Raw genomic sequence first — 22,623 nt, 5'->3', positions numbered from 1 at the left:
AGTAATAACCCTTAATAGCTAATTGCGCAGGATTATACCATAGGTTGACTGACAAACACGTGATAATGGGAGGAACTGCAAAAAATATGCTTAGGCAGTTTTACTATTTTGGGCGTGGTTATAAATTGGAAAAACACGGTTATTGAGCACTCGAATAGCTTCAAATTGGTTAAGGCTTAGATTTTCATCTAATTTAAAACACTCTGACAAACTAATGCATAAAGATGCTTCTTTACAATGATCAACGATCAAAAACTCACCACTTTGAGCTGCCGACTGTAGCTTTATAACAGCTTCAACACTCGGTTCTGCTCCGGTGTAAGTTTCAAAAAACCAACTTTTTGCAAGCATTGGCTTTAAATAAAATTTTGCTGCGGTTGCATTGAGTGCAATTTGACATAGCTTTGCTGGTTGCCAAATATTAAAACCATCAAGATATTGATATACTTGCTGATAAAATGCGGCATCTTCTAAACTAAAATTAGGTTGAGTAAGTACAGAATCAGTCAATTGACGGAGTTTAAAAGGCGTGCACAGCTGCATATCTTGGTCTAAATCAACCAATAAACGGTTCCGTACTTGACAAGCAACCCACTGCCATTGCTTTGATGCTTGTAACATGCTCTCCTTTAGCTCCCAGGAATTAATTACACGAATAATGAAGTATAGCGGCTTTTGATCATTTACACTATGTTTGCTTAGAACATTTAATGAACGATCAAAAGCTTAGATAACGGATCCTTATAAGTCGTTAAGGATCGTTTTAACTAATTGCGGACCTTTATAAATAAATCCAGTGTAAACCTGTAATAAATCGGCACCCGCCTCTAACTTTTCTTTCGCGCTTGGCGCATCATCAATACCACCAACACCTATAATTGGTAACGCTCCACCTGTTAGTCGCTTTAGTTCCTTCACGACATGAGTTGAACGTGCCCGCACTGGTTGGCCTGATAATCCACCCGCTTCATCAGCATATTGCTGTCCATGGACAGAAGCTCGCTCTAATGTAGTGTTCGTCGCTATTACACCATCTATTTTATTATTCAGTAAAGACTCACTTACTTGCCTAATTTGAACCTCATCAAGGTCAGGGGCAATTTTAACCAACATAGGAACTTGTTTACCGTGCTTTGCGATTAAATCGAGCTGTTCATTCTTTAGGCTTTGCAATAAATCATCAAGTGCTGCACCATACTGTAAATCACGAAGTCCCGGCGTATTTGGCGACGATATATTAACGGTAATGTATGAGGCATACTCAAATACCTTACGCATGCAATGTATGTAGTCATCTTTACCCTGCTCATTTGGTGTGTCTTTATTTTTACCAATGTTGATACCTAAAATACCGTCGTATTTTGCAGCTTTAACATTAGCAACGAGATTATCAACACCTTTATTGTTAAAGCCCATGCGGTTAATAATTGCATTAGATTGTGGCAAACGGAAAATACGTGGTTTGTCATTCCCGACTTGTGGGCGTGGGGTAACCGTACCAACTTCCAAAAAACCAAAGCCCATTTGCGCAAATGCATCAATACACTGCGCATCTTTATCTAGCCCAGCAGCAAGCCCAACAGGGTTTTTAAATTGTAAACCTAGAAACTCAACAGGATGATCTGTCACCGATTGCGACCATGCAGCACTAAATGGGGTATTGCTAAAGCGACGTAAATTATGAAGTGCGAATTCATGGGCCCATTCCGCATCACGGGTGAACATAAAACGGCGAGCTAGATCGTAAAACATAAAAGAATCCTCTATATAAAAAAATACCCCAGACTAGGCTGAGGTATTGTATAACAAATTTAACTATTAACTCATTATTTTCACGTAAGAAAAATATAAGTTAAGCTAATTGTTTATTTTCCTGATGTATCGCAATTATGACTAAGTAACATAAGTTCGCGAAGTGCAACAGAAAACTTAGCAAAGTCGTGACTTTGTGATGTTTTAAATTCTGCAAGCATTTGCTTCCAACGTTGCAGTAATTGCTCTTGCGTGTCCATCCACTGATCTATTTGACCATCAACATCCTTATTGTCACCTTCAAAGCCATTTAACACAACTTCAGCAAGTGTACGTTGTTGCCAATCAAGCTCTTCTCGATATGATGCACGAGCAAGTGCTTGCCAATGATTTGCAACTGGTTGATTTGTAATTTGATCAAGGAACCAATGTAAGCCCATACGCGCACCAAGCTTAAAGTACGTGTTAGACACCATATCAATGCTTCGCCCTGAGTTATTTGCCACTTCAGCTAAATCCATAATTGAGAATAAGCTTGAAAGCGCGACAATACGATCAGCAAGTGCAACTGGCACACCATTATCAACCAGCTTTTCTGCTGATTTGGCTAAACGTTCAGCTTCTTTATCAACCATGTAGGTATTTAAGTTAGTACTTAAATCTGCAAATGTTGGTGTGAAGAATTCAATTGCTTGCTCAATCGTTTGGGCTTTATTGCGATGACGTAAGAACCAACGTGTTGTGCGACGAACTGTTCGGCGTAATTGATATAGCATTTCCGTTTGAACAGCAGCCGGTACTTTGTTATCAAGTTCCACTATCGATGACCATGTATCACGCATCTGGAAAACTTCCGTTGCGATTGAATAGCACAACGCAATTTCAGATTCAGTTGCTCCAGTCTCTTCATGCATACGGACCATGAAATTAAGACCCATATCATTTACGATATTATTAGCTAGTTTGGTCGCAATAATTTCTTTACGCAGTGGGTGATTATCCATCGCACCGTTAAATTTTTCACGTAATGGTAATGGGAATGACTTCACCAATAACTGACGATAATACGGATTCTCTGTAATGTCATCAGTAACTAATGACTCTTTAAGAACCATTTTTGCGTACGATACCAACACAGATAACTCTGGACGAGTCAAATCTTTACCCGCGGCAGCACGTTCAGCCAATTCTTCATCACTTGGAATAAATTCAATGGCACGATTTAGCTTACCATCTTTTTCAAGCGCATGAATAAAGCGTATTTTTTCTTTAAGCGTTGATGAACCCTTAGATTGAGTAATTGACAGCGTATGCGTTTGACGATAACAATCTTTCAACACCAATTCAGAAACTTCATCAGTCATTGAGTACAGCAGTTCATCACGTTGTTTACGTGTTAAATCACCTGACGTTACCAACCCATTAAGAAGGATTTTAATGTTCACTTCATTATCTGAACATGCAACCCCACCCACATTATCGATAAAGTCAGTATTAACGCGACCGCCTTTAGCCCCGAATTCAATACGGCCTAACTGCGTAGCACCTAAGTTACCACCTTCGCCAAGTACTTTCGCACCAAGCATTGCACCATTAATGCGCAATGCATCGTTAGCACGATCGCCTACATCTGCATCACTTTCTTTACTGCTCTTAATGTAAGTACCGATGCCACCATTCCACAGTAGATCAAATTCCATCATCAAGACTGCTTTGATCAATTCATTTGGTGTCATGCTGGCTTTTTTAGTACCCAACATTTTTTTCATCTCTGGGCTTAGTGTGATTGATTTCGCTGCGCGAGAGAAAACACCACCACCAGCTGAGATTAATTCTTTATTGTAATCTTCCCATGAAGAGCGTGGTAAATTAAATAAACGCTCACGTTCAGGGTATGATGTTGCTGAATCCGGCGTTGGATCAATAAAGATATGCAAGTGGTTAAATGCTACTTGTAAACGAATATGTTTAGATAACAGCATACCGTTACCGAATACATCTCCCGCCATATCCCCTATTGCCACTACAGTGAAATCAGTTGTCTGGCAGTCAATATCCATTTCACGGAAATGACGTTTAACTGATTCCCACGCACCTTTTGCTGTAATGCCCATCTTCTTATGGTCATAACCTACTGAACCACCTGAAGCAAATGCATCGCCCAGCCAGAAGTTATATTCGTTTGCAATTCCATTAGCAATATCAGAGAACGTCGCAGTACCTTTATCGGCTGCAACTACTAAGTAAGCATCATCTTCATCATGGCGAACAACATTTTGCGGTGGGACAATCTCACCCTGAACAATGTTATCGGTAATGTCTAATAAACCACGAATAAAGATTTTGTAACACTCTTGGCCTTCTTTAAAGAATGCATCACGCTCAGCTGGCAATTGCTTACACACAAAGCCACCTTTAGAGCCTACAGGGACGATTACTGTATTCTTTACTTGTTGCGCTTTTACTAAACCAAGGACTTCTGTTCTGAAATCTTCGCGACGGTCAGACCAACGTAATCCTCCACGAGCAACTTTACCGCCACGTAAGTGAACACCTTCAACACGAGGTGAGTAAACGAATATTTCAAATGCCGGTAATGGTAATGGCATATCTGGGATCAAACTTGGTTTAACTTTAAACGATACATACGATTTAAATTGACCAGTCTCATCTTTTTGGAAGTAGTTAGTACGCAGTGTTGCAATGATCATATCAACATATAAACGAATAATACGGTCATCATCTAAATTAGCGACGTTTTCAAGTTCTAAATATACTTGAGCAATTAATTTATCAAGTGTTTTAACACTCGCAGGGCTTTTTACAGAAAACTTTTTAGCGAATAGATTAACTATTTGCGTAGCAATATGTGGGTAGTTCGCAAGCGTACTTTCGATATAGCTTTGTGAGAAAGTAACACCGACTTGACGCATATATTTTGCATACGCACGTAATATTGATGCTTCACGCCCTGTTAATCCACCCATTAATACAAGCCTGTTAAAGCCATCATTTTCTAAACGATTATTCCAAACACTTGTTAATGCAGCGCGAAAACGTGCCGATATTTTATCGAAATCAGCAATCCCTTTGCTATCAAGTAGCATTGAAAAGTCCATGATCCAGTTGATACGACCATCGCTGGTTTTAACTGAATAAGGTGTTTCACCAATTACGCGCAAGCCAAAATTTTCAAGCATTGGCATTACATCTGACAAATGGATTGGCTCATCTTTATGGAATAAGCTCAAACGTACAATATTGCTATTTGCTTCTTCTTGTGGACGATAAAACTGCATTTCCAGCTTATTATCATCGTTCAATAATTCAAGTTTCTCAATATCAACAACTGCAGCACTTGGTAATACTTCATCTTTATATGAACGCGCGAATGCATTAGCATATTTACGATTTAAATCGTTACCACGCGCTTCACCAGCCGATTCTAATAGCGCTGATTGTAATTTATCTTCCCAAGTACGAGCTGCTTCTATTAAATTATTTTCAATGTCTTTCACGTTATATTCTATATTGTTGTCAGTCACACGTACGGTATAATGAGTACGCGCCAGTGTTGACTCAGAGAAGAAAGTAGTAAATTCGACTTTATCGTCAGAATTAAATGCATTACCTAAAATACCTTGAGTTTCGCGACGTAACGCTGTGTTATAACGCTCTCGAGGAACATAAACCATACAAGAGAAAAAGCGACCATAAGCATCTTTACGAACAAATAAGCGACACATATCACGTTCTTGCACTTGTAAAACACCCATTGCAACTTCAAGTAACTCGCCTTCTCGGGCTTGAACAAGTTCATCGCGTGGATACGTTTCAAGAATATTCAAAACTGCTTTATAAGCATGCGTACCTTTTGCAAAATCACACATATCCATAATACGCGTTATTTTACTTTTAAGGACTGGAACATCAGTAGCACTGTTGTTATAAAAGCTTGATGAGAACAAACCAATAAAACGATCTTCACCTATCACATTTCCTTGCTCATCAAAACGCTTAATACCAACATAATCAATATAAGCTGGACGATGAACACGCGACACGGAGTTCGTTTTAGTTAAAATAAGTAAGTTAGTGCTACGCGCTTCTTGGCGAGCAACTTCTGGTAACTCTGAAAGTAAACGTGAATGCTCTTCGGTTGAATTTTTCATCAAACCAAGACTACTTTCCATTATTCCTTTTAATTGATAATCACCTTGAACAGGAGATAAATCATACTGACGATAACCCATTAACGTGAAGTTATCTTTTACCAACCAGTCTAAAAACTCGACTGTCTCTGCTACTTCATTTGCATTTTTATTATGGTGACGTTTTGGTAAATCTTTACTGACTGCAATTAGTTTTTCACGGATCGGCTGCCAATCTTCTACCGCTGTCGATACATCCGTTAATACAGACTCAAGCTCTTTTTTAAACGAGTCAATCACTGTCGAATCTGTTTGGCGATCAATTTCAATAAAAAACACTGTTTTTGTTGAACTAGATTCTTGCTCTGCTTTTAAATTAGACAAAGCTGATATTTTAGTGTTTTTATCGCGTTGAATTTTAAGTGGGCTATGTAGTAGCAAGTGAGATGCGATGTTTTCGCGGGTCATCGCCATACGTACGGAATCAACTAAAAATGGCATATCTTTAGCGATAATTTCGACGATTGTATGCGATGACTGCCAGCCATCTTTTGCTACTTCAGGATTGAAGACGCGAATAACCGCATCATCAGAGGTATTTTTTTCCAGCGAGTTCCATAGGCTAAGTGCAGCGCCATATAAGTCACTATCATTGCGATGTGCCAAATCTTCTTTAGACATATTGCTGTACAAGGATTTGGCGAATTTCTCAACGAGTAACACATTATCAGCGTGAACTTTTTTCTGGATCAGCTTACAGACATTATCTAAGATAACCGAGGCTTGCCCTTCATTTCGTGTCATTACATGTTCCTTAAATCTATACCATCTAAATTAGATGGGAAATTTGTACAGCAATTTAATTGTGTGGAGTCAGGCAAATTCTAACCCTTTTAAAATTAATAAACAGCCCTTTCGATGAAAACATTTTAAGCATTTCAGCTATTTGGTCATCTATTCACAAATTATAGATATAAATGGCCATTACTGACCATTTAGAAGCACAATTATTCACATTATTTTTTCTGGTCAGTCCAGAGTAAACTACCTATTGCAGGTAAAAGCAGTACTGCACCTAGCATATTGACCAAAAACATAAAGGTTAACAAAATTCCCATATCCACCTGAAACTTCAAATCAGAGAAAATCCATGTGCTCACACCAATTGCAAGTGTAATACCTGTAAATAAAACAGCGCTGCCACGTTCAACTAGTGCATTTCGATACGCAATAGGTAACGCAACCCCCTGCTTTAATTGGCCCATCATCGAGGACAAAATATAAATTCCGTAATCAACACCTATACCCACTCCTAACGCGATCACAGGCAATGTTGAAACGGTCAACCCTATTTCTAATTGCACCATTAGGGCTTGTGCAAGGGTTGATACAATATATAACGGAAGTACAACAGCAATAGTAGCTTTAACACTTTTAAAACTTATCAAGCATAAAATGATAACTGCGCCATAAACATAAAGCATCATAGGCAATTGAGCAGCTGAAACCGACTCATTCGTTGCCGCCATTACACCAACTGGCCCAGATGCCAATTTGAATTGTAAGGTATCTGTTTGCTCCTCAATGGCAAACTGCTTCACACTTGCAATTACATTATCAATAGTCTCTGCTTTATGGTCATCTAAAAAGATGATTACAGGCATGACAGAGCAATCCCCGTTTAATAACCCAGTACTGGTTTCAACACGAGCCGTAGACTGGACTAAGCTAGCCGTATTGCGAGGCAATGTTTGCCATTTAAGATTACCTTCGTTGTAACCTGCATTAACTGATTGAGCGACTGAACTCAAGCTTACAGCTGACTGGACACCTGCCAGATTTTCAACTTTATACTGAAAGCGACTAATACGCTCCATCACATCATGCTCTGTACACGCTGCTGGATAGGCCTCAACTAACACTTTTAATATGTCAGACGAAATAGTGTATTTATCCGATATTAAGAAGGTGTCTTGGTTGTAACGTGCATCTTGATGAAGCGAAGGTGCACCTGCATGTAAATCGCCAATACGCATTTTATCTGCTTGCCAGTAACCCAATGCAAATAATACCAAGGTAAATACAATAATAAGCTTAGCCCACTTTGGATCTGTCGCTTTTACTAAAACCTCACGAATTGAGTCAAGTATGTTTGGTTTATTTGTATTACCTTTTTGAATTTTAACTGAGTTTTCAAAATGCATATAGGATGCCCAAACAGGCAGTAAGATTAAATTAGTGAAAATAATGACTGCAACACCTAAACTTGCTGTTATAGCTAACTCGCGGATAATACCAATATCAATAGTGAGAAGCGTTAAAAAGCCAACAGTATCTGAAAGCAGTGCAATCCCACCAGGAACTAACAAGGAGCGAAAACTTGATTGACAACATAAACGTGTGCTCGCACCTTCGAGTACCTTTTTACCAATCGCATTAATCATTTGCACGCCATGACTAACACCAATAGCGAAAACCAAAAATGGTACTAAAATAGACATTGGATCAAGACCAAAACCAAGGCTAGATAAAATCCCTAATTGCCAAATCACCGCAATAATTGAACATGCAATCGGAAGTATTGTGAGCTTTAAGCTACCACAAAATAACCAAACCATGATGAAAGTAAAGGCGATTGCGATTGCAAAGAATAAAACAACACCTTTCGCACCTTCAGCAATATCGCCAGCCATTTTAGCAAAGCCAATTATATGAATGCTGACAGTTTCAGTGCTTAGCGGTTGACGAATTTCAGTTTCTAATTTTTGAGCGAATGCCAGGGTATCCAATTTTTCTTGAGTTTGCGGATCAGTTTCCAATAGTTGAGCACTCACCATTGCACATGAGTAATCGGATGCGATCATACGACCTACAACTTTAGCCTTCTCAATATTTTCTTTTACAACTGCCAGCCCACGCTCATCTGCTTTGAAATTTGCAGGGATAATTGGCCCCCCTGCAAAACCATCTTCAACAACTTCAACAAAACGAGCACTTGGTGAAAAAATTGAGTTTACTAGAGGTCGATTAATTCCCGGTATAAAATAAAGCTGATCATGCACTGCTTTTAACTGCGTAAAAAATTCAGGGTTAAATATATTACCGCTATCATCACATACAGAAATTAAAATACTATTTGCTCCACCAAACTGTTTTTCATGTTTGGTATACACTTTCATATAGTCGTGATTAAGCGGTATATTTTTATTAAATGAGGCATCTAATTGGATGTTAGTCGCTTTGAAAGCTAAAAAGCACGTTATCAAAATAAAGCTGATAAGCATAACCAAACGGTGACGAAAAACGGCCTTCTCTAAAAAATCTAAAATACTGTGCATTACGGAGTTATCCTCTTCACTTTAATACCATTTTCTGAGGCCATAACTAATTGTTGCTCAAAAATCACTGCATCTAAAATGGCTTTACCATCCGGCAATTGTTCTACTTGTAACTGGCTGTCTTTATAATGAAAAATGACACCACTATTAGCCAATAGCAACCAGTTACCCTTATCATCATGGATAATACTATTAACTGTAGCCGTTTTAATATTTTCGATAGGTTGCCACATTACATCCCCATGACGGCTAAATATATTGCCACGCAATCCTGCAACTAACTCTTCGTTTTGTTCATTAATGCCATAAGCAAAGAAAGACCCTGGATAAATTTCATCATCGCGTTGCCAAGTTTGACCATTATCAAGGCTATGAGCAAGTAAACCCATCTCCCCTACTAAAACAAGCTTTTCATTAGTGGCAACAATACGATTAAAATGCGGTAAAATTGAAGCGGTTTCAGCTTCATAAGCCTGTGGATCCGATTCTTTTAGATCATTCAAGTAATCACGATCATCTTCAAATAATAATGTATCTAAAAAGCGTTTCTGCCATTGCTTTCCGCCATCATGTGTTTCATAAAACATGCCATAGGCGCCTACAGCAAAACCATGCTGCGCATCTTTAAACAATATATCGAGGCATGGTTTATCTAATGTCGCATTACTATATTGAAGCTGCCAATCATTACCCCCATTATCTGTATTTATAATGGTCGCATCATGCCCACAAGCCCAACCATTTTGAGTATCGACAAAATTGACCGCAGTGAGTAAGACTTGTGTTGGTACGTTAGCCTGCTCCCAATTTTTGGCGTCTGGACTCGTTATGACTGTTCCGTGTTTACCAACAGCGACTAATTGATCACCATTGAACTCAATATCTGTAAGGAGCGTTTTATCAGCTTTAATTGCACTAATAGCGTAAAGCGGATCAGCCGCTAATGAATGGGCAGTAAAACAAGCGAGGGAACTAAAACCTGCAAAAAGCAAATACTTCATAAATTTAAATCGCCTTGAGGAGACTGTGTTTGTCTAATAAAACTAGCAATTGGGTGTTCTAGTACTTGTCACGAAGACAAACGCGATTTGATAGAAAAGGCACCTAACCGATATTAGGTGCCTGTTTTATTAACGGCCTTCGCGGCGTAAAGCGTTTGATGTAAATTCGTTGTCATTAAACGATTGTGAGAAATCATACATTTTCTCTTGGTTGTCTAAACCAATCGCTAAATAACGACGTGAATTTAAATCATGGTATACGTCAAGCGTACTCCAATTTGTAAGTGCATCATAGTAATTGATACCATGCGCCATTGCTACACGATACATTTGATCACGATTATCGTAAATATCAGTTACATGTACTTGCCAGCTATCTTCATCAATATAAAACACACGCTTTTTATAAGTGTGGCGTGTATCAGCTTTCAAATTTGCTTCAACAACCCATACTCTGTGTTTTTCATAACGAACATGTTCAGGATTAATATGACCAGCCATCAAAATATCATCATATTCTAACTTATCACTGTGAAGCTTATAGCTATTATAGGGAATATATAGCTCTTGCTTACCTTTCAATGTCCATGTGTAACGATTTGGTGAACCGTTAAACATATCAAAATCATCAGTTGTGCGTAAGCTATCAGCTGCGGTTCCTGGTGCATCATAGGCTACATTTGGCGCACGACGAACACGACGTTGGCCTGTATTATAAGTCCATGCTTGACGTGGCGTTAATATTTGGTCCATCGTTTCATGTACTAGTAACGCAGTCCCCGCTAAACGGGCTGGCTGAGTAACCTTTTGCTTAAACTTAAACAAAATATTTGACTCTTGCAGCTCTGCCGGCGTCGCTTTTGGATCTGAATACTTAACTAATAGCTGTTCGTCAAAGCCAACCATGTTGTAAGAGCCTGAGGCTGTTGGTGCTGCTTGACCACCAAAGCGTTCTACCGACATACCGCGATAACGTAAAAGATGATTCCAAATGGCTTCTAAGCCTGTTTTTGGAATTGGAAAAGGAATACCAATCGCAGTATTTTTAATCCCATTCCCATCTTCAATTAACTCAGCAACAGGCGCGTACTGTTTCGTTGCATCATAAACAAATTGCGGGTTCGACGCACTGCGATGAGTTTTGTAAATGTTCATTTTAAACGTATCTGGATACGCTTCAAAAAGTGCAACTTGGCCAGGACTTAGGTTTTCTTTGTATTTCGCGATGTTCGATTTATCAATCGTGAAAAGTACTTTATCATCAGCAAAAGGGTCTGGATGGTGCATACCAGGCGTATAACCTGCAGGTGCTTTGGTAATACCACCCGTCCAAGCTGGGATTGAACCATCAGCATTGCCAGCTTTTTCAGCGCCCAATGGTGTTAGATCTGCACCTAAACGCGCGACTTCTTCATTTGTCATTTTAGCGACTGCAGCAGTAGTTGAAAATAAACTACATAGTGCAAACGCAATGAGGGTAGGTTTTTTTATCATCATGATACCCTTAAATTGAATATTTAATATTGAAAGAAACAAAATCGCGATCAGAGAAAGTATTTGTTTGACCACCACCCCAGAAGGAGTTGTAGCTGAAATCAAACGACCACGCATTTTGGTAGTTAAAGTTGGCAGTAACACCTAATGACTTACGGTCTTCAATAAACAAGAACATAGGATCTGGTGTAATACCATTTACATCGTGAGAAAACACAATGCGCGGTGAAAAGTTAACGCCTTTGAAGAAGTTATAGTAATCACCCTTTGCAATTAAACGATAACCCCAAGCAGATGCGGTCGGAAATGAGTTAGTTTCGGGGCCATTTGATAATCCCAAGTGTAAAGTCGAATAATCATCAGCATTAGGACCAGAAATAACACCACTTCGACCAGTACCCGAAACATTTAAACGTAATTCATTATAATCAGGTAAATCGTTTATACGCACGCCACCTATTTCACCTACAACAGCCCAACTATCAGCGCCTAAAGAAGGACCAAATAAATGTGTTGCTGTAAATTGAAGTTGCGCTGTATTACGTAAAATATAGCCTGCAGCGACTTGACCTGGTGCAACCGCACTACTAACAATAGTTCCATCAGCAAGTGTTGTTTTTGCATTGCCTGGCACCTGAGATATACGTTCTAAATCAGGTCTTAAACCTGCTGCAGCTAACTGTTCAGGCATACCGGCATAAAGCAGCTCTACATCATCAATTTGCAATGGTTCGTCTTGACGAAATGCAAATTCACCAGCAAATGCGGTTTCACCAAGCGACGTATTAAAGCTTAAACCATATAGTTTAATATCTTCAGGGTATTCTAAAATACCTTGAGTAAATGCATTAAGTTGAGTGATGTTATCTTCCGTGATCTCTGATGACAATATCATCGCAATATCTTGGCCGATTGCTGGCGCTGAGAAGTTAGATACTTTACCAGAAATTAAAGGGCGGCGGCTGTGGTAATTTATATGATAAAGCGCAACCTCGGTATCATTCAGTTCAGGTAAAAACATCCCTAAACGAAGACCATATTGCCCACCGTTATCTGGTTCAATTTTACCCGCACTGCCTTTTCCTTTAAGTGCAACTTTTGTAGGGTAAGCCATATACATTTGGCTCATCATAGCCTGACCTTGTGCACTCGTTGGGTCAACACCTTGAGAGCTTACAATATCGTCTAGATTATTTAAACTTTGAGTCAAAAATGCCAAGTCAATATCAGGATTCGCAGTGAATCCTAACTGGACATTCTGCTGATAGCCATTTTCTGATGCAAAATCATTTGTTGAAAAATAACTACCTGCAGCAGGTAAACGTGTTTCATGCCAGTCATATTGGTAAAAAGCTTCAAGATTAATATTATCAGTGATCCCCAGTGAAGCCCATAACATTCCTACCGGAATAAACGCTTCTTTTAGCTCCGCACCGGGTGCTTTCAAGCGATCGATATCGACAGGGTTAACATTGATACCATGGGAGATTAATGTACTTTCACCCCAGTTAACTACTTGTTGACCTAAACGAATAGACAATGGGTTATTGCCGTCATTCAAGTCGAAATCTGCCCAAACAAAAGCATCAAGTAAGCGTATATCAGCACACACTTGCTTTTTAGTATCTGCGTCATCGCATGGATCAGCTGCTTTACCCGAAGTTGGGTTCTTATAAGCTCGCTCACCATCCATAAGTTCAAAATCATAAAAATACATAAAGCGTGTAAACAAGCCAAAGTTATCTTTATTTATAGAAAGGTCATGCGTACCCTTGAGCAATTTAGAAAACGAATCACCGCTATCGAAATTTAAGTCCCCCGCATCACCATTGTTCGAATATGCGCCTGGCTGAGCCCAGACATCTTGCCCAGAATAAACAGTGTTCCCAACTGAAGGGTTATAACCCGTCCAATCGAAAGCTGGATTATTACTTTTACCGATCAAAGAAAAATCGCGGTCTTCTACGCGAATACTTTGGCCATAAGAAAAGTTTGAATCAAACGTTACATCAAAACCGCCAACTTCAAAGTTGGCAGCGTGTGCTACGCCCGTTGATAAACCTAAAGTTGCAGCAGCTAGGCCCATAACGATTTTATTTTTAACAAATAGCGATCTTCTTATCATTGTGTGTTCCCCCTTTCGCGGGTCATTTTGTGATCAAGTTATTGTTTTTAGTGTAGTCGTAACGATAGAAGCGAAATAAAGAAATTACAAATAGAACGCGTTCAATCGGTCATAATTTTTCAGTTTAGTTGGCGTTTACGCAATGGTAAGACGTCCTACCAGATAATTTATACACGTAAATTAACAATAGGACAAATTGATTTAACAAAAATATAATATAAACCAAATAATTTTTTTTTATCCATCTTAGCCAATGCGCTCTAAACGTATAAATTTATGTTCAACTGTTAATAAAAGTCTAAACCGCCCTCTCACTCCTAAAGAAGAAATAAACGGGCGTAAATGATGGGCAGCAAAACGTACTTTTTTACCGCCATCTTCTTGTACTTGCACCGAGGTATACTTACCTTCGTAATAATCCATACATTGTATATAGGTAAGGTTTAATAAAAAGTAATATTCGATCATAATTTATTGCAGTGCTTTATCTACTTTTTCAAATAAATCATCACTTAAATCATCAAGTAAAGCCAAACGTTGTAACTGTGCTTTCATTGCACTTGAACGCTGTTCATCATAACGACGCCAAGACATAAATGGCGTCAACATACGAGAGGCATTTTGCGGATTAATAGCATTGAGTTTAATCAATAAATCGCCTAGTAATTGATAACCTAAACCATCTTTTCTATGAAATTGTGCGGTATTGAAGTGACTAAAGCTACCAACTAATGCCCGCACACGATTCGGATTTGAAAAATCAAAACATGGGTGTTCATAAAGGTTTTTTATTTTATCAATCGCATCATCGCCACATTGCATTGCTTGCAAAGCAAACCACTTATCCATCACTAGCACATCATGGCGCCAATGGCTGTCAAATTGCTCTAGTAACTCTACTGATAATGGATTATCTGCTTTTACAACAGCGCTTAGAGCTGCTAATACATTTGTCATGTTCGATGAAGCCGCTGCGTTATTAAGCAGATTTGCGATGGCTGGATCAGTAATTTTAGCCAAGTAATGCAAGCATATACTTTTTAATGCGCGTGTCGCAACAGCTGAAGCACTCACGGTACCGTCGTCTATTAAGCTTGCATAACAATCAAGAAACTCATTACATAGATGCTCTGCTATTTGTCGTTCAAATTGCTCTGTGATACTGATAATTGTATCTACAGGGATCACATCAAACTCTGCCGCTAGGGTATCAAAGCTAGGGAGCTTAAGTAATTCAGCAGTCAATGCAAGATCACCATCACGCTTGCCTAATAGGTTCTGTAATGCCGTTATAATAGGTACACTGAGCGTGTTATCTGCTGGGTTTGAAATAGCTTCTTTAACGGCCGATATAAACAGTTGCTGCTGCGCATCCCAACGCGAAAAATCACTGCGTGCGAACTGCATAATATGCAGTAGTTCTGTTTCTGTATTGTACTTTTCAACAATACAAGGTGCTGAAAAATCTTCCAGTAAGACTGCAACTGGCTTTGCAGTTAAACCATCAAAACTAAAGCATTGCTGTTTGCTTGTGACATTTAATACATGGCTGACTGGTTTCCCTTGGAAACCTAAAGTAATTGACTCCCCCTGCGGATCAAGTAATTCTATTGCAAATGGAATATGCAGTTCTGTATTATTGGGTTGATTTAGAGGTGCGAGTTGTTCAATATTTAATGTAAAAACACCTAGTTCTTCATTATAATCTTGCTTAACAACCAAACGCGGTGTGCCTGCTTGGCTATACCAGCGCTTAAACTGTTTTAAATCAATATTTGAAGCATCGCTCATCGCTGCAACAAAGTCATCACAGGTCACCGCTTGTCCATCGTGGCGCTCAAAATAAAGAGTCATCCCTTGTTGGAATTTTTCTTCTCCCAGTAATGTATGCATCATACGGATCACTTCAGCTCCTTTATCGTATACCGTTACCGTGTAGAAATTATTCATTTCAATCACTTGTTCTGGACGAATTGGGTGAGCCATAGGGCCTGCATCTTCACTAAACTGGTGTGTACGCATTACTTTCACAGCATCAATACGATTAAGTGCACGAGAACCTAAGTCACTGCTAAATTCTTGATCACGAAATACTGTTAAGCCTTCTTTTAAAGACAATTGAAACCAATCACGACAGGTCACGCGATTCCCTGTCCAGTTATGAAAATATTCGTGGCCAACAATTGACTCTATCGTGTGATAATCTTTATCCGTGGCGGTTTCTTGGTTTGCTAAAACGCATTTAGAATTAAAGATGTTTAAGCCTTTATTCTCCATTGCCCCCATATTGAAAAAATCAACGGCAACAATCATATAAATATCTAAATCATATTCAAGATTAAAACGCTCTTCATCCCACTGCATTGATTTTTTAAGTGATGTCATTGCATGTGGCGTTTTTGGTAAATTACCCTTATCAACAAATAATGCTAAATCAATACTGCGACCGCTATGCGTTACAAAGGTATCTTCTAAAACATCAAAATCACCTGCAACGAGTGCAAATAAATAGCTTGGTTTTTTAAATGGGTCTTGCCATTTAGCAAAGTGGCGACCATTATCTAGTTCACCTTCATCTAATTTATTACCATTAGATAATAAATGAGTGAACTGAGTGTCTGCAATAATCGTCACATCAAAACTAGCAAGTACATCAGGGCGATCAAGGTAGTAAGTTATTTTTCTAAAACCTTGTGCTTCACATTGCGTACAATAGGCACCACCTGAAAGATATAAACCTTCTAAAGATGTGTTTGTCTGCGGCGATATCTCGTTCACTATACCTAAACGGCATTGCGACGGTAAGTTGCTAATGATTAGCTGCTCATCCGCTTCGCGAAAATCAGTATAAGCGTGCCCATCAACAGTTACTGAAAGTAGTGTTAGGTCTATACCATCTAAAACTAAATCGTCGTTTTCTGCTGTTAATCTTTTAAGGGTCAGCAGTGAGCTAACTTGAGTTTTTAAAGGCGCTAGATCAAACGTTAAATCTATATGTTCAACGCTAAAAACAGGGGCTTGGTAATCTTTAAGATAGTGTGCTTGTGGTTTTTTTGACGCGGTCATAATGAACCTCCAAAAAGGCTCCTCTTTATCAGAGGAGCATAGAATTTATGCCTGTTGTTTTGGTTTAATACGTAATATTTTGATGCCTAAATAGGCATACACAACAGCTAAAAATGGATTAATAAGATTAAAGAATGCATAAAGCGCATAATCAAACGGATTGATCAATAACACACTTTGCATATATGCCCCACAGGTATTCCAAGGAATAAGCGGGCTTGTAATTGTTCCACCATCTTCTAATGTACGAGATAAATTAACAGGCTTTAATCCACGTTTTTCGTACTCTTCTTTAAACATACGTCCTGGTACAACAATAGCAATATACTGATCTGCAGCAATAACATTTGTACCGATACACGTCGCAATCGTTGCTGTAATAAGTGAGCCTGTGCTTTTTGCTATTTTTAGAATACTTTTAACAAATATATCAAGTAGTCCTGTTTTTTCCATGATGGCACCAAACATGAGCGCAGTCATAATTAACCAAGTAGTTGTTAGCATGCCTGACATCCCCCCGCCACTTAGTAATGAATCCATCTTTTCATCGCCGGTTAAAATACTAAAACCATCAAAAAAAGTAGTCCAAACTAATTTGAAGTAACCTACTAACTGACCTTGTGAGCCATCAATTTGGTTTGCGATTAAGTCAGATTGGAAAATCATCGCCCATACAGCACCAATTACAGCACCAATAGAGATAGCAGGAAATGCAGGCATTTTCCTAATTGCTAAAACGAGTAAAACAATCAAAGGCACAAGCATTTCTAAGCCAATATTAAAATTTTGTTCAAGTATTCGCGTTATTTCATCAATACGCCCTGCTTCACTTGAGGCTGTTGCATTAAAGCCCATAAAAATAAAAATAACTAACGCAATTATAAAGCTAGGGACTGTGGTCCATAACATATGGTGAATATGTTCAAATAAATCAGCACCAACAACCGCTGGGGCTAAATTGGTCGTTTCTGAAAGCGGACTTAATTTATCACCAAAATAAGCACCAGAAATAACAGCGCCTGCTGTAACTGTTTGTTCAAGCCCTAAACCAGTAGCAACACCTAATAATGCAACACCTATGGTCGCAGCTGTTGTCCACGAGCTACCAATGCTCATCGCAACAATGCCACAAATCAAGCAACTCGCAGCATAAAACCAACTCGGGTTGATTACTTGCAAACCATAATAGATTAACGTTGGAACAGTGCCTGACAACAACCACGTACCGATTAACGCACCTACCATTAATAAAATTAAAATAGCGCCGAGGGAGAGTGTGATCCCTTCAATCATCGCCTGCTCTAGTTTTTTCCACGTGTAGCCATTTTTAAGGCCTATAAGTGCAGCTGTAAAAGTAGCAAATAGCAGAGCAATTTGATTAGGGCCTGATGACGAGCTATCGCCAAATAAATACACTGCAGCACCTAATAAACATATCAATACTGAAATTGGGATTAAGGCATCAAAAAAGCTAGCCTGAGCAATAGGTTTTTCTTCTTGTGACTTCAAAATAGAGACTCCTACACGTATTTAAGTACGTGTTTAATTATTATTTTTAGCGCGGACAGATTATCTAGCGAAACTAGGACGCTTAGGTTTATCAGCGTTTAATCATCAATTATAGCAATATCAGACGCTTTAGGTAGCAAAAAAGGCGCTAAAGCGCCTTTTTTATTAGTTAATAAAACCATTTACTTTTTAGCTAAGCGGCCAAATTTAATATAATCTTGTGTAATTAATGCTGCTTCTTCCAAGAAAGGGTCTAAATCGTCTAAAACGTCTGGTATATCATCTAAGTTCTCAACAGGTTTTACACCTAGGCGAACAAGACGTTCATTAGTACGTGCTAATGCCCGCGCTTCACCTTCATCTTTTTCTTTAATACGCTTTGCTTCAACAAGCGAAATTGTTTTACGATCTTTCTCTTCTTTGTAGCGTGTAATATCTTGGTAAACGTAGTTAAATTCAGGTTCCGTTTTTATACGATCAGCATGAGCCTTACTTAAGTAAGTTATCGCCGGTTGCAAATTATCAACCGAATTATATCTCGCTCTAATGATGCTATCCCACGGGAGTGCATTATCTTCTTGGCTCTCCCCCCACTCAGCAGGATCTATAGCTGATGGAAATGATATATCAGGAATGACACCTTTATGCTGTGTACTTCCACCATTTATGCGATAAAACTTAGCAATTGTATACTGCACACTACCAAGTGGATTTTCATATAAATCATAGGCTCTGCCTAAGCCTTTATGCTGTTGTACAGTCCCTTTGCCAAACGTTTGTTCACCGATGACCACTGCACGACCATAATCTTGCATTGCGGCAGCAAAAATCTCTGAGGCAGAAGCACTATAGCGATCAACCAATACCGTTAACGGGCCATTATAAAACGTAACACCGTCACGATCTTTTTGTTCTTCTATTCTATTATTTAATGTATGGATCTGGACTACAGGGCCTTGATCAAAAAACAAACCAGATAATTGTGTGGCCTCATACAAAGAACCACCGCCATTTTGGCGTAAGTCAATAATTATGCCATCAACTTTTGCTTCTTTTAATTTAGCAAGCTCAACTTTTACGTCTTTAGAGAGGTTATTATAAAATCCCGGGATTTCAATAACGCCTATTTTACTTGTTAAGTCTGAGTATTTTGCTTCGAATACCTCTGATTTAGCCGCTCGGTCTTCCAAACGAATTTTGTCTCGGATGATTTCAACCACTTTAGGCGTGCCATGTGCGTCCGCGCCTTTTAAGTACTGTAGTCTTACTTTTGTCCCTTTTGGACCTTTTATCAAATCAACTACGTCATCTAAACGCCAGCCAATTATATCAACAAATTCTTCGCCATCTTGGGCAACACCAATTACACGGTCATCAGCTTTAATTTGTTCAGATTTATCTGCAGGCCCACCTGGGACTAAACTGCGAATAACGGTATAGTCTTCGTCATAACTCAGCACCGCACCTATGCCCTCAAGTTCAAGGTCCATATCCATCTTAAACTGTTCGGCTCTGCGTGGAGATAAATAAGATGTATGCGCTTCTATGCTGCGTGCAAACGAGTTCATAACAATCTGAAATGCATCTTCACTGTTAGTTTGAACTAATCGTTTTTGTGCATTGTGGTAACGCTTTGTCAATACCTCTTTAATTCCGGTCCAATCTTTACCCGTCATTTTTAAACGTAGAGCGTCATACTTCACACGTTCACGCCAAAGCTCATCAAGCTCAGCTTGAGTTTTGGCCCACTCGCTTTCTTCACGGTCAAAGAAATATTCATCTTCTTTATCGAAGGTCATTTCTTTTTCAAGCAAACTTAACGAGTAATCATAACGCTCAAAACGACGCTTCATACTTAAGTTAAAAATATCAAACGTGAAATCGAGTTTACCTGTTGGCAATGCGCTATCAAATTGGTTGCGGTATTGCTCAAAAGATGCAATATCCGCAGCCAAAAAGACGCTTTTATTAAAATCAAGGGATTCAATATAACGATCAAACACTTTGCTAGAAAGTGCGTCATCAAACCGAATTGGCTTGTAATGTGCACGAGTAAATAAGTTTGTCACCCGTTTGCTAGCCGTACTATGCTGACTTTCCTGCTTAAGTATCGGTAAGTCTTTGACTGATAAAACATCCGCTATATCAGCTGAGGCAAATAATGAACCCGAATATAGGGCCGCGACTAACGGAATGAGCGTAAACTTCTGACTCATACACAACTCCTTAATTTATATACAGCTTAAATAATGTACAGGCTGTCTGCTTTGGTTTTAACTTGCATACCTGTTACCAACTCAACATGAACGTCTTCTTTGTTCACTTCAGTGATAATTGCATTAACAAGGGCTTGGCCAAGTTTAACTTTAACTTTGTTATTAACCTTGACCTCACTCGCTGGCAAAGGTTCAATTTTACCAGAACGTTTAGCCGGCGCAGCTTTCGCTGGGGTACTATTAACCTTAGCGTTTTTATCACCTGTTTTGGCGAATTGACCCGGTTTCTTTTTGTAAGATTTTGTGTCTGAATCATTTCGAGGGCGTTGTGACTTCTTACGTTTAGCCATTTTCGCTCGACTTTCTTCAAGCGATTTTTGCGCATGATCGATATGTTCTTGTTCAACTTTTTCACCTTGATTACCATCAAGGTCAATGCGGAACTCAGACTTAGTAACGGCTTCTAAATAGCGCCAGTTTGAAGTGTACTTTCTAAGTGCTTGACGCACCTGAGTTTTACTAACCTTCTCTGACCCTTCAATACGCTCAGCAATATCTTTAAAGATACCGACTTTAAGCGGTTTGATACCGTCCTTTTGTTTAAAACATTGTGGGAATTCTTGATATAAAAATTCCAACACTTCATTAATATCTTTTAGCTTGTTTGTGGTTTCCATTTTAGAACCTATTTTTCACATCTTTTCATCAAGGGACGAATCGACGTAGTGTGTTACCCAGTCGACCAGCTCTTCAAAGTCGGCTTCAATTACAGCCATATCACCTCGAAGGTGTTCCCAAATACCATTAATTATTTCATCGATTAATTCACTATCGGTCTCATCAGGAAGTCGTTCCCATGCAATGTGAATTAAATCATTTAGCGTTTCAGCTACATGCTCTTCATCCCCTTCCCAATCACCAACATCGGCAATGGCAAACAGATAATCCTGTACATTTACTAAGTCTTTCATGCAATCGTTGCCTCAAAACACGCAACTAATGCTTCTAAGCCTTGTTTATCATCAGCATCAAACCGGGCAATACTTGGACTGTCGATATCTAATACAGCAAATAATTCACCATTTTTATGGATCGGTATTACTATTTCAGAATTAGACGCTGCATCGCAGGCTATATGGCCTGAAAATGCATGTACATCTTCAACAAGTTGTGTTTGTGCAGTTGCAGCGGCAGTTCCACACACACCTTTCCCAACGGGAATACGGATACATGCAGGGTTACCTTGAAACGGGCCAAGTACCAACTCCGACGGAGAATCCATTAGATAAAAGCCCGCCCAATTCACATCATTTAATGAAGTAAATAACAACGCGCTAATATTTGCCATATTGGCAATAACATTAGACTCTCCAGCAATTAGTGATTCAGTTTGTTTAACTAATGACTGGTAAAATTCTTGCTTTTGCATACCAAACTACTTCTTATCAAACATACAGTAGTTAAAGGTACTCTTTGTGGCCAATAATTGAAACCTTTTCAGGGCAAAAAAAAGTAATTTGCCCTAATTTTCAGCACGCTTGGTTAATATTTCTGCTATTGCGTGGATTGTTGTTTTGCAGCGCCTTGTCGTAGCCCGTATAAAAATAAACCTGCCGCCAATGCTGACATTGCTGTATTAACTAAGAACACCATGCCACCGGTGGCACTGAGTAAGAAGCTAAAAATTGCCCCCCCCAACAAACCTAATGTCAAAACACCCGAGTAGTTAACTTTGGCATACTTAAACATCAGTAAATATCCCGGAACAACAAATGCAGCCATCGTTAAACCAACGATATGAGCATTGGCTATCGCGCTCATTAATAACTGAATAAATGTAGTGATAGGATCCGCGTTTAATGTTAAGCCATAATAAACGCCTAAAATGCTACCAATAATCACAGGCGATAGTAGTGATAAGCCAACACTTTTTGCAAGTTGATGTTTCATAAAACGTCCTTAAAGTCAGAC

15 protein-coding genes are annotated in these 22,623 nt (G+C 39.0%); all 15 read right to left on the bottom strand.

Going from position 1 to position 22,623, the window contains the following annotated elements; translation table 11 throughout:
• Positions 1 to 90: 90 nt before the first annotated feature.
• The 15 genes from A7967_RS03650 to A7967_RS03580 all read right to left on the bottom strand — a co-directional run bounded on the left by A7967_RS03650 (position 91) and on the right by A7967_RS03580 (position 22,602).
• Positions 91 to 621, bottom strand: coding sequence for a cell division protein ZapC domain-containing protein (locus tag A7967_RS03650; RefSeq protein WP_054204729.1), 531 nt, complete (start codon positions 619 to 621; stop codon positions 91 to 93).
• A gap of 120 nt (positions 622 to 741) precedes the next feature.
• Positions 742 to 1,752, bottom strand: coding sequence for a quinone-dependent dihydroorotate dehydrogenase (gene pyrD / locus A7967_RS03645; protein ID WP_054204730.1), 1,011 nt, complete (start codon positions 1,750 to 1,752; stop codon positions 742 to 744).
• Between the two features lie 113 nt (positions 1,753 to 1,865).
• Positions 1,866 to 6,707, bottom strand: a complete 4,842-nt coding sequence (locus A7967_RS03640) for an NAD-glutamate dehydrogenase (protein ID WP_054204731.1) — start codon at positions 6,705 to 6,707, stop codon at positions 1,866 to 1,868.
• 212 nt (positions 6,708 to 6,919) lie between these two features.
• Positions 6,920 to 9,241, bottom strand: coding sequence for an efflux RND transporter permease subunit (locus tag A7967_RS03635; protein WP_054204732.1), 2,322 nt, complete (start codon positions 9,239 to 9,241; stop codon positions 6,920 to 6,922).
• Complete coding sequence (locus A7967_RS03630) at positions 9,241 to 10,242, bottom strand: WD40/YVTN/BNR-like repeat-containing protein (protein WP_054204733.1); 1,002 nt, start codon at positions 10,240 to 10,242, stop codon at positions 9,241 to 9,243. Before A7967_RS03630 ends, A7967_RS03635 begins: the two co-directional genes overlap by 1 nt.
• A gap of 129 nt (positions 10,243 to 10,371) precedes the next feature.
• On the bottom strand, positions 10,372 to 11,736 hold the full coding sequence (locus A7967_RS03625; RefSeq protein ID WP_054204734.1) for a DUF1329 domain-containing protein: 1,365 nt from the start codon (positions 11,734 to 11,736) through the stop codon (positions 10,372 to 10,374).
• A 10-nt stretch (positions 11,737 to 11,746) separates the two neighbouring features.
• Positions 11,747 to 13,861 carry a DUF1302 domain-containing protein gene (locus A7967_RS03620; RefSeq protein ID WP_054204735.1) on the bottom strand — a complete coding sequence of 705 codons (2,115 nt, stop codon included), beginning with the start codon at positions 13,859 to 13,861 and terminating at the stop codon, positions 11,747 to 11,749.
• A gap of 246 nt (positions 13,862 to 14,107) precedes the next feature.
• The gene (locus A7967_RS03615; RefSeq protein WP_054204736.1) at positions 14,108 to 14,329 is read right to left on the bottom strand and encodes a DUF2835 family protein; all 222 of its coding nucleotides are present in this window, start codon (positions 14,327 to 14,329) and stop codon (positions 14,108 to 14,110) included.
• A 3-nt stretch (positions 14,330 to 14,332) separates the two neighbouring features.
• Complete coding sequence (pepN, locus tag A7967_RS03610) at positions 14,333 to 16,927, bottom strand: aminopeptidase N (RefSeq protein WP_054204737.1); 2,595 nt, start codon at positions 16,925 to 16,927, stop codon at positions 14,333 to 14,335.
• Positions 16,928 to 16,972: 45 nt separating this feature from the next.
• On the bottom strand, positions 16,973 to 18,436 hold the full coding sequence (gene nhaC / locus A7967_RS03605) for a Na+/H+ antiporter NhaC (RefSeq protein WP_170173938.1): 1,464 nt from the start codon (positions 18,434 to 18,436) through the stop codon (positions 16,973 to 16,975).
• A gap of 182 nt (positions 18,437 to 18,618) precedes the next feature.
• The gene (prc, locus tag A7967_RS03600; protein ID WP_054204739.1) at positions 18,619 to 20,652 is read right to left on the bottom strand and encodes a carboxy terminal-processing peptidase; all 2,034 of its coding nucleotides are present in this window, start codon (positions 20,650 to 20,652) and stop codon (positions 18,619 to 18,621) included.
• 26 nt (positions 20,653 to 20,678) lie between these two features.
• Complete coding sequence (gene proQ, locus A7967_RS03595; RefSeq protein WP_054204740.1) at positions 20,679 to 21,329, bottom strand: RNA chaperone ProQ; 651 nt, start codon at positions 21,327 to 21,329, stop codon at positions 20,679 to 20,681.
• A gap of 15 nt (positions 21,330 to 21,344) precedes the next feature.
• A complete protein-coding gene (locus A7967_RS03590) occupies positions 21,345 to 21,623 on the bottom strand; it encodes a hypothetical protein (protein WP_054204741.1) in 279 nt (92 codons plus the stop codon).
• Entirely contained in the window at positions 21,620 to 22,081 is a 462-nt protein-coding gene (gene msrC, locus A7967_RS03585) for a free L-methionine (R)-S-oxide reductase MsrC (protein WP_054204742.1), read from the bottom strand. The genes A7967_RS03590 and msrC overlap by 4 nt, the downstream gene beginning before the upstream one ends.
• A gap of 125 nt (positions 22,082 to 22,206) precedes the next feature.
• The gene (locus tag A7967_RS03580) at positions 22,207 to 22,602 is read right to left on the bottom strand and encodes a hypothetical protein (RefSeq protein ID WP_054204743.1); all 396 of its coding nucleotides are present in this window, start codon (positions 22,600 to 22,602) and stop codon (positions 22,207 to 22,209) included.
• Positions 22,603 to 22,623: the final 21 nt, after the last annotated feature.

It is taken from the genome of Pseudoalteromonas neustonica (genome assembly GCF_001653135.1).
Taxonomy (GTDB): domain Bacteria; phylum Pseudomonadota; class Gammaproteobacteria; order Enterobacterales; family Alteromonadaceae; genus Pseudoalteromonas; species Pseudoalteromonas neustonica.
This window is presented reverse-complemented; position numbering and strand designations above follow the sequence as displayed.

What these genes read in the sequence shown, in the direction of transcription:
- A7967_RS03650 (WP_054204729.1), bottom strand. Translation starts at nt 621, where the DNA reads ATGTTACAAGCATCAAAGCAATGGCAGTGGGTTGCTTGTCAAGTACGG.
- pyrD (WP_054204730.1), bottom strand. Translation starts at nt 1,752, where the DNA reads ATGTTTTACGATCTAGCTCGCCGTTTTATGTTCACCCGTGATGCGGAA.
- A7967_RS03640 (WP_054204731.1), bottom strand. Translation starts at nt 6,707, where the DNA reads ATGACACGAAATGAAGGGCAAGCCTCGGTTATCTTAGATAATGTCTGT.
- A7967_RS03635 (WP_054204732.1), bottom strand. Translation starts at nt 9,241, where the DNA reads ATGCACAGTATTTTAGATTTTTTAGAGAAGGCCGTTTTTCGTCACCGT.
- A7967_RS03630 (WP_054204733.1), bottom strand. Translation starts at nt 10,242, where the DNA reads ATGAAGTATTTGCTTTTTGCAGGTTTTAGTTCCCTCGCTTGTTTTACT.
- A7967_RS03625 (WP_054204734.1), bottom strand. Translation starts at nt 11,736, where the DNA reads ATGATAAAAAAACCTACCCTCATTGCGTTTGCACTATGTAGTTTATTT.
- A7967_RS03620 (WP_054204735.1), bottom strand. Translation starts at nt 13,861, where the DNA reads ATGATAAGAAGATCGCTATTTGTTAAAAATAAAATCGTTATGGGCCTA.
- A7967_RS03615 (WP_054204736.1), bottom strand. Translation starts at nt 14,329, where the DNA reads ATGATCGAATATTACTTTTTATTAAACCTTACCTATATACAATGTATG.
- pepN (WP_054204737.1), bottom strand. Translation starts at nt 16,927, where the DNA reads ATGACCGCGTCAAAAAAACCACAAGCACACTATCTTAAAGATTACCAA.
- prc (WP_054204739.1), bottom strand. Translation starts at nt 20,652, where the DNA reads ATGAGTCAGAAGTTTACGCTCATTCCGTTAGTCGCGGCCCTATATTCG.
- proQ (WP_054204740.1), bottom strand. Translation starts at nt 21,329, where the DNA reads ATGGAAACCACAAACAAGCTAAAAGATATTAATGAAGTGTTGGAATTT.
- A7967_RS03590 (WP_054204741.1), bottom strand. Translation starts at nt 21,623, where the DNA reads ATGAAAGACTTAGTAAATGTACAGGATTATCTGTTTGCCATTGCCGAT.
- msrC (WP_054204742.1), bottom strand. Translation starts at nt 22,081, where the DNA reads ATGCAAAAGCAAGAATTTTACCAGTCATTAGTTAAACAAACTGAATCA.
- A7967_RS03580 (WP_054204743.1), bottom strand. Translation starts at nt 22,602, where the DNA reads ATGAAACATCAACTTGCAAAAAGTGTTGGCTTATCACTACTATCGCCT.